This window comes from Marinifilum fragile (assembly GCF_963677365.1).
In the GTDB taxonomy this organism is placed as follows: Bacteria; Bacteroidota; Bacteroidia; order Bacteroidales; family Marinifilaceae; genus Marinifilum; species Marinifilum fragile.
On record NZ_OY781962.1, the window covers coordinates 3,234,643 to 3,249,477 of the forward strand.

A 14,835-nucleotide genomic window follows, 5' to 3' on the forward strand; every position below is an offset into this window, starting at 1 on the left:
TTATTCATCATCCAGAGTAAATTTAATCACATTTCCTGAATGATAACGTTTTTGATCTAGTTTCTGTTGTTTGCGTTTGTATGCAGGAATACTTTCCAACTCATCAATTTCTGCATCCTTTAAATCCGTTAGAACCACCTTTTTTTCCTCAACTACTGGTTCCTCTTCCAACGACATTTTAGTTTGCTGAGCTGTACCTCTTCCACCTCTAAATGCAGTCGCTTTTGGTTTTTCAATTTCCTCAGTTATTCCACCATTTTCAAATCCTGTGGCAATAATGGTAACAGATACTTTCTTTCCTAATGCTAAATCCTGACCTGTTCCCCAAATAATAGATGCGCTGTCGCCAACCGCTTCCTGAACGTAATCCGTAATTTCACCAACCTCGTCCATGGTAACTTCCTCTTCTCCAGAGCTAATATTCAAAAGAATATTTCGAGCTCCACGAACATCGTTGCTATTCAATAAAGGAGATGTTAATGCTTCTCGAATGGCATTTACTGATCGGTCTTCACCTTCTGCCGAGGCTGATCCCATAACAGCCACACCACTATCAGTCATTACCGTTTTTACATCTTCGAAATCCACGTTAATGTATCCATGTAAGGTAATAATTTCGGCAATTCCTTTGGCTGCTGTTGCCAATACATCATCTGCTTTGGCAAAGGCAGTTGAAAGCTTTAAATCTCCGTATATTTCACTCAATTTCTCATTATTAATCACCAATAATGAGTCTACATTTTCTTTTAATTTATTAATCCCCTCAATTGCTTGATTCAACCTTTGACGACCTTCAAAACGGAAAGGAATGGTTACAATCCCTACTGTCAAAATTCCTTGTTCTTTTGCAGCTTTGGCAATTACTGGAGCAGCTCCTGTTCCGGTTCCTCCACCCATTCCGGCAGTAATGAAAACCATTTTGGTATTATCGGCTAATACTTCATTAACATCATCAATATTTTCAATAGCCGATTGTGCTCCTCGTTCAGGTTTATTTCCGGCTCCTCTACCTTCAGTTAACGATTCGCCCAATTGAATTTTAACAGGTATTTCACTATTCTCCAAAGCCTGTGCATCGGTATTGCAAATTACGAAATCTACATCCTTAATTCCTTGCTGAAACATGTAATTTACAGCATTACCACCACCTCCGCCAACACCAATTACCTTTATAATTGATGATTCATTCTCGGGTAAGCTAAAATCAATTAAATCTTCTGCCATTTTTTATACTTCTAATCTCTCCGAATTTATAATCACAATATCAAATTATTGAGCCTACATAGGAGTATCCTTGTTATCAAATATATTTGAGAAACTTTTCTTAAACCAACCATTTAAGCTATCCTGTTCTTCCTCATCATCCTCTACTTCCTTAATTTCATTCTGAGAATTTGGAATAGACTCTGGTTTGACATTTCTTTTCACTTCAAAAATTTCCTCTTTTTCTTCCTCAGAGCGTTTACGCATTAATTCCTCGCGACGCTGAATTTCTTCTCTTCTTTTTGCAGCTGCTTTTTCTTCTTCCGCAGCCGGATTTTCAATGATTAATTCCAATTTAGGAGCATCCTCAGCTCTTTTTCTTGGTTCAATCATCAATTCTGGAATAGGATTTTCTGAAAATCCAGTTGCAATGATGGTAACGCTTAATTCGTCTCCCATTTTCTCATTGTAACCATTTCCCCAGATTACACTCACATCATCTCCAACAACATCCTGCACATAATCGGTAATCTGACTCACCTCCTGCATGGTAACTTCTTCATCACCCGAAATAATATTCAAAAGAATATTTCGAGCTCCAACAATATTATTGCTATTTAAAAGAGGTGATGTTAAAGCTTCTTCGATAGCTCGAATTGATCTATCAGGCCCCGAAGCCTTAGCGGATCCCATTACAGCCACACCACTATTTCTCATTACTGTTTCAACATCAGCAAAATCGACATTTACGTATCCAGCAACAGTTATAATTTCAGCGATACTTTTTGCAGCTACTGAAAGGACATTATCAGCTTCGGCAAATGCTTCAGAAAGTTTTAAATCTCCATACATTAACCTCAACTTTTCATTGTTAATAATCAACAATGCATCAACATGCTTTTCAAGGTTTTCAATTCCTTCCAAAGCCTGTTGAATTCTTTTCTTTCCTTCAAATCTAAAAGGTATTGTAACAATTCCTACCGTAAGCACATCTTGTTGGCGAGCAGCTTCCGCAATAATAGGTGCAGCACCGGTACCGGTTCCTCCACCCATACCAGCAGTTACAAAAACCATTTTAGTTTTTTCACTCAAAACCTTATTAATATCATCTAAACTTTCGATTGCAGACTCTCTACCACGTTCAGGTTTATTTCCTGCTCCTCTTCCTTCGGTTAGCGATTTTCCCAACTGAACTTTAATTGGGACAGGACTATTTTCGAGTGCTTGTGAATCAGTATTACAAACTACAAAATCAACCCCTGTAATTCCTTCTCTTAGCATGTGATTGACGGCGTTTCCTCCTCCGCCACCGACACCAATTACTTTAATTATGGATTTTTCTTTTGGTTCAAAATCAACCGGTAATAATTCGTCAATCATGATCTCACAGTATTAGGGTTACAATAAGTTTTTTACATATCCACATCATGGGTATCAAATAAAGATCCTAGGAATGCTGTTATTCCTCTTTTCTTTTTTGGTCTATTTCCATTTAAATCGGTCTTTTCCACAGGCTTTGTTTTGGGTTTTTCCATGCCTTTTAATAAAAGACCAATAGAGGTTGAATACATTGGATGATCAATATTCTCATCAAAATTAACTTTTGAATTTCTAGGGAATCCTATTCTTACATCCAAATTCGTTCTTTGTTGTGTTAAAACATTCAGATTGGTTAGTAAACTTCCTCCCCCGGTTAACACAATTCCAGCTCCAATTTTATCTTTTAAACCTGTTGATTCAACCTGAAACTTAACTGAATCAATGATTTCCTCCATTCTACACTGAATAATTTGCGCAAGAAACTTAAAAGATATGTCTTTCTCGTCCCATCCTCCGCCAGCAGGAATAGTAACTACTTTATCATCTGAAGTCATATCAGCCACAGCTTCACCAAACTGCACTTTTAATGCCTCGGCCTGTCTTAAAAGTACCGAACATGCCTCTTTTATATCTCTGGTTACATGATCTCCACCAAAAGGAATGACCGAAGCATGCTTTAAAACGCCATCAAAATAAACGGTTACATCCGTGGTTCCACCACCTATATCGACAAGTACAACACCAGCCTCTTTCTCTTCCTTGGTTAGAACTGCCAAGGATGAAGCCAAAGGTTCCAGAACCAATTCTTCTACATCCAATCCAACTTCGCGAACACATTTTTCGATGTTTCTGGCGGAAGCAGTTCTCCCAATTATAATATTGAAATGACCATCTAACCTTCGTCCTGCCATTCCAAGAGGGTTCTTAATGCCAACCTCTTTATCAACAACAAATTCTTGAGGAATTACATGTAAGATTTGCTCACCAATTTCAACAGGATGCTTGTAGTTCTCATTGGTAATTTGTTCTATATCTTCCTTAGTAATTTCTTCAACCGAATTCTCTATATACTTAAATTTCCTCTCTTTAACTATACGAATATGCTGTCCGGCAATTCCTACATAAACTTTAGAAATTTCCTTATTGGTTTTTTCTTTCAAACGAGCTACAGCTTCATTAATAGCCTCGATTGTAAGTTCAATATCATGAATTACTCCACGCTTTACACCTTTAGAAACAGTGCGTTCCATACCCAATATGGTAAGTTTTCCGTCATCTGAAACCTCTCCAAGTATGGCAACAATTTTTGTTGTTCCTATATCAATTGCGGCTATTATATTATTCGTCCCAACCATTCTAGTTCTTTTTTGTACAAACCACCTGATTTTCGTATTTCAGGTTGATTCCTTTGTATCTGTTCCACCCGGTTTTTGCAAATCCATCGGTGTACAAAGCATACAATTTTTTGAATTTCTTCTGATAATTTTCAATGCTTCCCAACTCAATTTTATGTGCTCCAACGCGAGGTACTAAAACATACTCTTTCTCACGGGTTACATGTATTTGAGTTATTTGCGACTTCCAAAATTCATCATTTGTAATAAATTTTACCAAATCAAAAAGCTCTTCTTTTATCAACTGCTCATTTACTGCCCCCGAAACCACCAAAACCCTTGATGTAAATTTAGGGGATAATGGCATTTTCTTTCCTTCCTCATCAATATAATATCCTCTTCCCTGTAAAATACGAACAATAGGGTTTCTCTGATGAATTTCAACAATCAGATTTCCCGAAAGTGAAGAATAAACCTCCGACTTTTTCACATATGGAACCTGATTGATCTTATCCTCCAAAACTTCCTTATTTATCGCATAAACAGAGTTTCCTTCCCAATCTGGATACTGCTTTTTTACAATTGTCTCTACATCTTTATTACTTACAAAACCACTGTCTACACTATCTTTCACCTTAACTTTTATATCATTTAGGACAATGGCATCTCTTTTCTCGCCTACAAACGAGAAGCTTACCAATAAATATCCCAGCAATGATACCCAAATTAATATGACAGTAATTTTTCTAAGCATGTTATTGTTTTTCTATCAACATATTTTTAATTGGTTCTACCAGCTTATCTATATCTCCAGCCCCTAAAGTTAAAAGCACTTCCAAATCCTTTTGTTTCAGCAAATCAATCAATTCCTCTTTTGTACAAATACGCACAGGAACTGTAATATTTTTCATGATCATTCTGGAGTTTACGCCTTCAATTGGTAATTCTCTTGCAGGATAAATATCCAACAAGATTACTTCATCCAAAAGGCTTAAACTTTTTGCAAATCCTTCTGCAAAATCCCTGGTTCTGGTATATAAATGCGGCTGAAAAACTCCTGTTATTTTCTTATTTGGGTAAATATCTCTAACTGATGATATGCTTTCTTTCAGTTCCTTTGGATGATGTGCATAATCATCAATAAAAACCAAATTATCCTTTCTGATTTGATAATCGAATCTTCTTCTAACCCCTTCAAATGAGGATAATGCAGATCTGATTTCATCTTCCTTTACTCCACCAAGAATAGCAACACTACAAGCACCTATTGCATTTTCTACATTAATCTTCCCTGGATAAGAGAATTTTAACTTTTCAAATACTCCTTGCGGATGAACCAAATCAAACTGGTAGAATCCTTCGACAAGTGTTAAATTTTTGGCATAATAGTCTGCTACTTCATTGAGTGAATAGGTATACTTTTCAACTTCAACATTTTCAAGATGTAAACCTTTTTTATACACCAAAATTCCATCCTGCTTTATTTGACCGGCATATTCCTGAAAACTCTTTACCAATTCTGATTTATCGCCGTAAATATCCAAATGATCAGCATCCATTGATGTAATCAATGCAATTTTAGGATGTAATTGTAAAAAAGATCGATCAAACTCGTCGGCTTCCAGAATTACCCATGGACTATCTTTGCTCACTAAAAGATTAGATTGATAGTTTCTTGATATCCCTCCTAAAAAAGCATTACAACCCATTTTTGACTTGTTAAAAATATGAGCTGTTATAGTTGAAACCGTAGTTTTTCCATGAGTACCTGCAATGCCAATTCCATTTAAATCATCTGAAAGCAAACCTAGAACCTGAGATCGTTTCATGATGGTAAAACTATTCAATCTGAAATAACTCAATTGCTGATGATCTTTTGGAATGGCAGGTGTAAATACAACCAAAGTATTTTCCTTATTCAGAAATTCATTTGGTATTGTATCCAAATCATCTTCGAAAGTAATATTAATACCTTCTTCAATCAGTTCACCTGTTAGTTTGGTAGATGTTCTATCATATCCAAACACATTCTTGCCAATGGAATGAAAATAGCGTGCAATTGCACTCATACCAATTCCACCGATACCAACGAAATAAATATTTTTAAAATCTTCTAACTTCATATTAAATCATTGCTAAAATGTGTTCTGCTATATCATCTGCTGCATCTGGTTTGGCCAATAACTTACAGTTCTTAGCCAAGCGTGCACATTTTTCTTTATCATCTATCAATTCCAATGCCTGTGGAATTAAATTCTCTTCGGCCTCTATATCTTTCACCATCACAGCTGCATCTTTATTTACCAATGCCATAGCATTTTTGGTTTGGTGATCTTCCGATACATTAGGTGAAGGCACCAAAATACATGCTTTCTCCACCAAGCACAATTCAGAAATGGTTCCTGCTCCGGCTCTTGAAATTACAATATCTGCAGCTGCATAAGCCAAATCCATACGGCTCAAAAAATCAGTAACCTTTAAATTAGGCAAATCCCAATTATCCAGTTCCGCCTTCACTTTTTCTATATAAAACTTACCAGTTTGCCAAATCACCTGAACTCCTGATTGAGAAATGGCATCAAGTGAATTTAAAACACTATTGTTTATTGTTCTTGCGCCCAAACTTCCCCCAACAATCAAAATTGTTTTTTTATCAGACTTCAAGTCAAAATGCTTTAAGGCTTCCTCTCTTTTCGATTCAATTTCCATCAAATCCTTACGAACAGGATTCCCTGTCATCACAATCTTCTCTTTGGGAAAGAATCGATCCATCCCTTCGTAGGCAACACATATTTTTTGAGCCTTCTTGGCCAAAAGTTTATTGGTAATTCCAGCATAAGAATTTTGTTCTTGAATTAAGGCTGGCACACCCAATTTTGCAGCCACATGCAACAATGGACCACTGGCATAACCACCTACTCCAACTACAGCATCGGGCTTAAATCCTTTTACAATGGCCTTTGCCTTCCAAATGCTTTTCAATAAGCGCGAGAAAAACTTCAAATTCTCTTTTGAAAAACTTCGCTGTAAGCCACGAATTGGCAACCCTACAATATCGTATCCAGCGGCAGGAACTTTTTCCATTTCCATTTTACCTTCGGCACCCACAAACAAAATTTCACAATCCTGATGCTTCTGCTTTAAGGCATTGGCAATAGAAATGGCCGGATAGATATGTCCTCCGGTTCCTCCTCCGCTAACTATTATTTAATTTTCTGCTTCATTCAATCTTTTTTCTTCTTCGTTTGCCCAATTACTGATACTTAATATCATACCGAGAGCAGCACTTGTAAATATCAAGGAGGTTCCTCCCATACTGACCAAAGGCAATGGCTGACCTGTTACAGGAATTAAATTCACCGAAACAGCCATATTTGTTAAAGCCTGAAAAACGATACTTAAGGTTAAACCTATCACCAAAAATGCGGGAAATGTTCTACTACATTTCCTAACTATTATTCCGGCCCGATACAGTAAAAACAGATATAAGACAAGAATTCCAAATCCTCCAACCCATCCCATTTCCTCGAGTATAATGGCATAAATAAAATCGGAATATGGATGTGGTAAAAAATTTCGCTGTGTACTATTGCCAGGCATTTTACCAAAAATACCACCCGAAACCACTGCAATTTTTGCTTGTTCAACCTGGTAGTTTTGATTGTTGTTTATGCTTCGTTCTTCATCGAAGAAATTCTCGATTCTGCTACGAACTGTTTGAACACGTCCCAAACTAGGAATTACCGGAGCCAATGCAATCAACAATACCAAAACCAGCAAAACTGCAGCAATACTGCCAAACAAATATTTATAAGCTACACGACCTATAAACATCAAAATATAACAGATACCTCCTAATAATACAGAGGTAGAAAAGTCATCTAAAAATATCAGCAAACAAACTATTCCTATTGGAATAATTAGCTGAATAAAAGCTTCTTTACTACACCCTAACTTTCCCTGAAACCTCGATAAAGTCCTTGAAACATGTAATATTAAAGCCAGCTTTGCCAATTCCGAGGGTTGAAAATTAAATCCAATACCGGGAATTGTAATCCATCGGGAAGCATCATTCAAATTCGTACCAATTAGTTTGGCCAGTATTAGCATTCCAACAGATATTATTAGAATAATATTTGCAAAACTGGAATAATAGCGGTGTGGCATGGCATGTACAAAGTACATGATCACAAAACATCCACCCAGCAAAACCAATTGTTTTATCAAAAAATAAGATGTGTTTCCCCCACGAACTTTATAAGCCAAAGTCCCAGTTGAGCTATACACCACCAGCAACGAAACCAAAGACAAAAGCAAAATGACAATCCAAATTACTCTATCGCCTCTTAGTTTAGGATTCTTAACCCAGTTCCATATTCTTGCCAGCCAGTTCTGCATAAACTATTCCTTGTTATAGATTTCTTACTTCTTCTTTAAATTGATCTCCTCTGTCTTCATATGATTTAAACAAATCGAAGCTTGCACAAGCCGGTGATAACAAGACCACCTCATCTTTACTAGCTAATTCATAGGATAATTTCACAGCCTTTTCCATTGAATCTGCATCAACAATTGTCTCAACTCTTCCATCAAAAGCTTTATGAATTTTCTCATTATCAATACCTAAGCATACAATTGCCTTCACTTTTTCATCAACCAAATCAAAAAGTACTGAGTAATCATTTCCTTTATCAACACCACCAACAATCCAAACTACTGGATCTTCCATACTTTCCAAAGCATACCAGGTTGAATTAATGTTTGTAGCTTTCGAATCATTGATAAATTGAATACCTCGCACTTTTACAATTTTTTCCAATCGGTGATTTACACCCTGAAAATCGCTTAAACTCTCACGTATTACATCTTTTCTAATGCCTAATACACTTCCGGCAATTCCTGATGCCAATGAATTATATACGTTGTGTATCCCAGGTAATGATAAATCCTTTTTATCCATAGATATTTTGTATTCTTTACAATCAATTGTTAACAATTCGTTCTCAAGCCATCCTCCTACTTTCAGTTCTTTTTTAACTGAAAAAGGAAATAGTTGAGCTTTAGAGTTCCAATTCTCCATTTCGCTGCGAATGATTTCATCATCGCAACAATACACAAAAGCATCACTTTCTGTAAGGTTTTGCGTAATGCGAAACTTCGAATCGACATAGTTCTGCATTTTATAATCGTACCGATCTAAATGATCAGGTGTAATATTTAATAATATTGCAATATCCGCTTTGAACTGATACATTCCATCCAATTGAAAACTGCTCAATTCAACCACATAGTAATCAAAATTTTTCTCAGCAACCTGCCAAGCCAAACTTTCGCCAACATTACCAGCCAAACCAACATTTAAACCAGCTTTTTTCAGCATATGATAAAGCATTAAAGTTGTAGTGGTTTTTCCATTACTTCCAGTAATGCAAATCATCTTCGCATTAGTGTATCTTCCTGCAAATTCTATTTCTGAGATAACAGGAATGCTTTTTCCCTTCAGCCTAATAATTAAAGGTGCCGTATCTGGAATTCCAGGGCTTTTCACAACCTCGCTAGCCGAAAGGATTTTATCTTCGCTATGTTTTCCCTCCTCGAAATCAATTTTATACTCTTGAAGAGCTTTTTTGTACTTATCACTGATTTTTCCAAGATCAGATACAAACACATCGAATCCTTTTGTCTGAGCAAGAACTGCAGCTCCAACTCCACTCTCGCCTGCACCTAATATCACAATTCTTCCTGCCATAAACATTAGCGAATTTTAAGTGTTACTATTGTGATTACCGCAAGGAAAATTCCGATAATCCAAAAGCGAGTTACAATTTTTGGCTCTGGATATCCCTTCATTTGATAGTGATGATGCAATGGAGCCATTCTAAATATCCTTCGACCTTCTCCAAATTTCTTCTTGGTATATTTAAACCATGAAACCTGCATCATTACTGAAATATTCTCTACCAAGAAGATTCCACATAAGATAGGAATCAACAATTCTTTATGAATGATAATAGCAAACACTGCAATAATTCCACCCAAAGCCAAACTTCCCGTATCGCCCATGAACACCTGTGCCGGAAATGAATTGTACCACATGAAACCAATGGTAGCTCCAATAAATGCAGCAATAAACACCACCAACTCACCCGAATTTGGGATATACATGATATTCAAATAATCAGCATAAACAACATGACCAGACACATAAGCCAGAATCCCAAGTGTAGCACCAATAATTGCAGATGAACCAGTTGCTAAACCATCCAATCCATCTGTAATATTTGCTCCATTTGAAACGGCAGTAACAATAAAAATGGTAATGATGATAAATACCAACCATGCCAACTTAGGTGCATGCTCCCCTGCAAAACTTACCAAATATTCATAATCAAACTCATTATTTTTAAAAAATGGGATGGTGGTTTTTGTCGATTTTACATCTGTAGTAAGTCTTGTAACACCAGGTTTCTCCGTAGTAAACCCTTCATCTACCAATTCAGTCTTTACGCCAATATCTTCAATACTAGCCTTTTCACGAATAACAACATCATCGCTCAAATAAAGAGTAAGGCCAACAATTAACCCAAGTCCTATCTGCCCCGCAACCTTGAACCTCCCTTTTAATCCTTCTTTGTCTTTCTTAAAAACTTTAATGTAGTCATCAACAAAACCAATAAAACCAAGCCAAACAGTTGTAATTACCATTAAAATGATATAGGTGTTCTCTAGTTTTGCAAAAAGTAGAACAGGAATCAGAATCGAAATGATAATGATAATTCCTCCCATCGTAGGAGTACCTTTTTTCTCAAGCTGACCAGCAAGACCCAAATCACGAACGATTTCACCGATTTGTTGTTTTTGAAGTAATAAAATAATTTTCTTCCCAAATACCGTTGATATAAACAAGGACAACATAATTGCCATTGACGCACGAAACGAAATGTAATCGAACATTCCAGCACCTGGAAAATCTAACTGATTTAAATATCTGAACAAATAATAAAACATACCTACAGTTTAAAAATTTCTTGTATTACTTCTTTATCATCAAAATGATGTTTCACTCCTTTTATTTCCTGATAATCCTCGTGACCTTTTCCAGCTACCAGGATGATATCTCCTTTTTGTGCCAACATGCAAGCTGTACGAATGGCCTCTTTTCTATCGGTAATTGCTAAAACTTTTCTCAGATCACTTGCACCAACCCCTTCTTTCATATCAGAAATGATCTGATCTGGATCTTCCGACCTCGGGTTATCAGAAGTCAAAATTATCTTATCACTTAAGTTCGCACTGATTTTTGCCATTATTGGTCGCTTGGTTTTATCTCTATCACCTCCACACCCAACAACAGTAATCACCTGCTCATTTCTGGTTCTTAATGCTTCTATGGTTTCTAAGACATTTTTCAATGCATCTGGTGTATGTGCATAATCAACAATAGCCATTACTCCTTCCGGAGATATGATGCTCTCAAATCTTCCATCCACTGAAGTCAGTTCACTAATTCCGCGAAGTACTTCTTCCTTATCCTGATTCAACAATCGAGCAGCTGCATAAACAGCCAACAGGTTATGAGCATTGAAATCTCCAATAAAATTGGTCCATGTTTCCACTCCATCAATCTCCAATAGCATTCCAGTAAAATGCTTTTCCAAAATCTTACATCTAAAATCTGCAAAAGAACGCGATGAATACAAAAACTTATGTGCTTTTGTATTTTGCAGCATTAACTTACCGTTCTTATCATCAGCATTTGTTATGGCAAAGGATGTTTTACCTAAATCATCAAAAAAGCGCTTCTTCACTTTCAGGTACGCATCAAATGTTTTGTGATAATCCAAATGATCATGGGTAATATTGGTAAATATACCTCCTTTATATTGCAATGCACCAATGCGTTTTTGATCGATTGCATGTGAGCTTACTTCCATAAAACAGAATTCACACCCTTCAGCAACCATATCTGCAAGTAATGCATTTAATTGTAATGGATCTGGAGTGGTATGAGTAGCTACAATCTCTTTCTCATCTACACAGTTTCTTACCGTTGATAACAATCCTACTTTGTACCCTAACTTTTTGAAAAGTCGATACAACAATGTTGCAATTGTTGTTTTCCCATTTGTACCTGTTACACCAACCAGTTGAATATCATGTGTTGGTTTTCCATAGTAATTATGCGCCAATTCAGACAACACAGCCAATGAATCTTCTACAATGATATAGGTAGTTTCAGAATTTGTAACTTCTGGTAATTCTTCACAAACAATAACTTTTGCACCTTTCTCTTCCACTGATGCAATATACTGGTGTCCATCACTCACTGTTCCTCTGCAAGCTACAAAAAGATCTCCTTCCTCAACCTTTCGGGAATCAAAATGAATGTTGTTGATTTCAACATCACTCATCCCTTTTAGGCTTTCTATTTTAACCGAACTAAACAGTTCATTTATCTTCACACTCATATCTTATTCTTTAAGATAAATCTATCGTTATTTCATCTCCTGAATGGAAATTGCTACCAGGACGCAAAGATTGCTTGGAAACTGAACCAACTCCACGAACATGAACTCTCAACCCTGCATTTTCCAATATATACAATGCGTCTTGCACGCCCATTCCTTTTACATTTGGAACCAAAAAGCTTTTCACTCTTCTGTATTTATATTCAATCACAGAATCTTTACGAGATGTAACCACCCATTCCGTTTGAATTTCCTGATTTGTAATGTCAATATTTAAATCATTAAAAACCAAATCTAAATCCTCTTTGCTTCCATTTAACGAAACAGGTACTTTTGGCTCTTCATCATCTTCATTTTCTCTTTCGGGATGCATTGAATAACTCATCGCATACACCTTATCTGCAATTGATTTAAAAACTGGTCCCGCCACTTGGTTCCCATAAAATCCTTTGGTCTTATTCGGACGATTAATTACTACAATGCAAGAATACATTGGATCATCGGCAGGAAAATAGCCCACGAATGAAGCCTGATAAACCTTATGACCGTAACCTTTTTTACCATCTGCAATTTGCGCCGTACCAGTCTTTCCAGCTATTTTATAACTTGAATTCCTCAAGTTTCGAGCAGTACCTCTTAAAACAACACCTTCCAGCATATTTTGGACGGTTTCCAATGTTTGCCCTGAACAGATCTTGGATTTCAAAACTTCATCATCAAACTTTGAAATTACCTCACCATGATATCTAATCTCCTTCACAAATTTTGGTTTCATCATTTTACCATCATTTGCAATTGCATTGTAAAAAGTCAATGTCTGCAAAGGCGTTTGATGAATCGAATATCCTATTGACATCCAAGGCAATGAAATTCCGGACCAGGTTGGATCATCGGGATACTTAATCTTTGGTACACCTTCACCTCTAATTTCTAATCCGAGAGGTTCATTTAGTCGAAAATCGTACAAACGATTAATAAATTCTCTTGGTTTATTTTTATAGTGTTCATCTACCAATCTTGAAATCCCAACATTAGAAGATTTTTCGAAAGCTTCCTGAACAGTTATTTTACCATATCCTCCGTAATGTGAATCCCTCATTTTAGCATTGTAGAAACTATAAATTCCATTACCCGTATCAACCGAATCCATCGGACCAACATAACCATCCTCCAACAAAGCCATCATAGATGCTAACTTAAAGGTTGAACCTGGCTCGGTTGCCTCCCCAATGGCATAGTTATACATCTCGCTATACACCTTTTCCTTTTCATCATACCCAATATTAGCAATGGCCTTAATGGCTCCTGTCTTCACTTCCATTAAAATTGCTGATCCATGATGCGCATTATATTTCACCAATTGATGATACAAGGCCGATTCTGCTACATCTTGATAATTTACATCAATGGTTGTAATCAGATCATTTCCATCCTTGGGTTCCACCATGTTTACAGGCAACCATCTGCCCGACATTTTTTGCATGATACTCACCCCATCAACACCTTTAAGCTCACTCTCAAAAGCACCTTCCATCCCAACTCTTCCGATCAGCTCATCATTTTCTTCTTTATTAAGGTAACCAATTGTTCTTGTAGCTAAATTTCTATGAGGCTGCCTTCTGATATTTTCCTGTTCACAAATTAAACCGCCTTTGTTTTGACCTAATCGGAACAACGGAAAGTTTCTAATCACCTTAAGTTCGTTGTAATTCACCTTACGGCGATTTATTAAAACATATCGGTTAGATTTTTTCTTATATTTTGAATTCCATAGAAAACGGCGGTACTCATTTTTTGATTTATCTTTGAAAAATTGCGACAGACAAAGCGCCAAAGAATCAACCTTTAATTTAAATACTTCGTCAGTTAATCCTGAAGCCTTAAAATCCATTCTCAACTGATAATATGGCAAGGAGGTTGCCAAAAGACGTCCATCTTCAGCACATATATCACCTCGGTTGGCATGCACGGTTACATCGCGTTGAGAGATCTTTTGAGCTTTTCCTCTCCAATAATCTCCCTCGAACAATTGTAAGGTCACAACGCGTCCTACAATCATTAATGCAAAAAGCATTACAACTGCATACACCAAACCAACTCGCCATATGATATCCTTTTTTATTGGCACTATTTATCGATGTAAATTTTTACAGGAGGCTCTGTTGATTCTATCAAGCCCAAACCTTCCTTTTGAACTCGTTTTAAAACCTCCGATTGTTTACTCATATACATTAAATCCGAAGCGGTTGTAATCGACTCGAATCTTAAATCTTTCAATTCCTTTTCAAGGCTAACCATATCTCTATAAACCTTTTCTGATTTATATCGATTACTGATATAGAAGATTCCAAGAACAACCAAAAAAAGCACAAATGGCAATTGTTGAACAACTGCCGATTTAGTCAAAATACTACCATCAATAAAATCCTTTACCGAAGCGCTGGAGATTTCCTTTTGCTCCTTGGTAGGACTCACAAAATCGTTGTATTTCTTTCTAAACCTGAACATGC

The 14,835-nt window shown here is 36.5% G+C and carries 12 protein-coding genes; all 12 read right to left on the bottom strand.

The genetic code is table 11. The features are described from left to right. From ftsZ (ACKPCA_RS12845) to ACKPCA_RS12900, 12 genes are read right to left on the bottom strand one after another with little or no spacing between them, the layout of a single operon-like run. The gene (ftsZ, locus tag ACKPCA_RS12845) at positions 1-1,224 is read right to left on the bottom strand and encodes a cell division protein FtsZ (protein WP_321279448.1); all 1,224 of its coding nucleotides are present in this window, start codon (positions 1,222-1,224) and stop codon (positions 1-3) included. Positions 1,225-1,278: 54 nt separating this feature from the next. Beyond that, a complete protein-coding gene (gene ftsZ, locus ACKPCA_RS12850; RefSeq protein WP_321279449.1) occupies positions 1,279-2,583 on the bottom strand; it encodes a cell division protein FtsZ in 1,305 nt (434 codons plus the stop codon). Between the two features lie 32 nt (positions 2,584-2,615). Further along, positions 2,616-3,878: a cell division protein FtsA gene (gene ftsA, locus ACKPCA_RS12855; RefSeq protein ID WP_321279450.1), complete on the bottom strand. Its 1,263-nt coding sequence runs from the start codon at positions 3,876-3,878 to the stop codon at positions 2,616-2,618. Between the two features lies 1 nt (position 3,879). Then, entirely contained in the window at positions 3,880-4,611 is a 732-nt protein-coding gene (locus tag ACKPCA_RS12860; protein WP_321279451.1) for a cell division protein FtsQ/DivIB, read from the bottom strand. Position 4,612: 1 nt separating this feature from the next. Then, a complete protein-coding gene (murC, locus tag ACKPCA_RS12865) occupies positions 4,613-5,980 on the bottom strand; it encodes a UDP-N-acetylmuramate--L-alanine ligase (RefSeq protein WP_321279452.1) in 1,368 nt (455 codons plus the stop codon). Between the two features lies 1 nt (position 5,981). Continuing rightward, positions 5,982-7,064 (bottom strand): undecaprenyldiphospho-muramoylpentapeptide beta-N-acetylglucosaminyltransferase, encoded by a 1,083-nt coding sequence (gene murG, locus ACKPCA_RS12870; protein ID WP_321282604.1) that lies wholly within the window; start codon positions 7,062-7,064, stop codon positions 5,982-5,984. Further along, entirely contained in the window at positions 7,065-8,255 is a 1,191-nt protein-coding gene (locus tag ACKPCA_RS12875) for an FtsW/RodA/SpoVE family cell cycle protein (RefSeq protein WP_321279453.1), read from the bottom strand. Between the two features lie 13 nt (positions 8,256-8,268). Next, positions 8,269-9,606 carry a UDP-N-acetylmuramoyl-L-alanine--D-glutamate ligase gene (gene murD, locus ACKPCA_RS12880; protein ID WP_321279454.1) on the bottom strand — a complete coding sequence of 446 codons (1,338 nt, stop codon included), beginning with the start codon at positions 9,604-9,606 and terminating at the stop codon, positions 8,269-8,271. A 5-nt stretch (positions 9,607-9,611) separates the two neighbouring features. Beyond that, positions 9,612-10,865 (bottom strand): phospho-N-acetylmuramoyl-pentapeptide-transferase, encoded by a 1,254-nt coding sequence (gene mraY, locus ACKPCA_RS12885; RefSeq protein WP_321279455.1) that lies wholly within the window; start codon positions 10,863-10,865, stop codon positions 9,612-9,614. Between the two features lie 2 nt (positions 10,866-10,867). Next, positions 10,868-12,325: a UDP-N-acetylmuramoyl-L-alanyl-D-glutamate--2,6-diaminopimelate ligase gene (locus tag ACKPCA_RS12890; protein ID WP_321279456.1), complete on the bottom strand. Its 1,458-nt coding sequence runs from the start codon at positions 12,323-12,325 to the stop codon at positions 10,868-10,870. A 10-nt stretch (positions 12,326-12,335) separates the two neighbouring features. Continuing rightward, positions 12,336-14,453: a penicillin-binding protein gene (locus ACKPCA_RS12895; RefSeq protein WP_321279457.1), complete on the bottom strand. Its 2,118-nt coding sequence runs from the start codon at positions 14,451-14,453 to the stop codon at positions 12,336-12,338. Next, positions 14,453-14,833, bottom strand: a complete 381-nt coding sequence (locus ACKPCA_RS12900; protein WP_054719005.1) for an FtsL-like putative cell division protein — start codon at positions 14,831-14,833, stop codon at positions 14,453-14,455. Before ACKPCA_RS12900 ends, ACKPCA_RS12895 begins: the two co-directional genes overlap by 1 nt. Between the last annotated feature and the right edge of the window lie 2 nt (positions 14,834-14,835).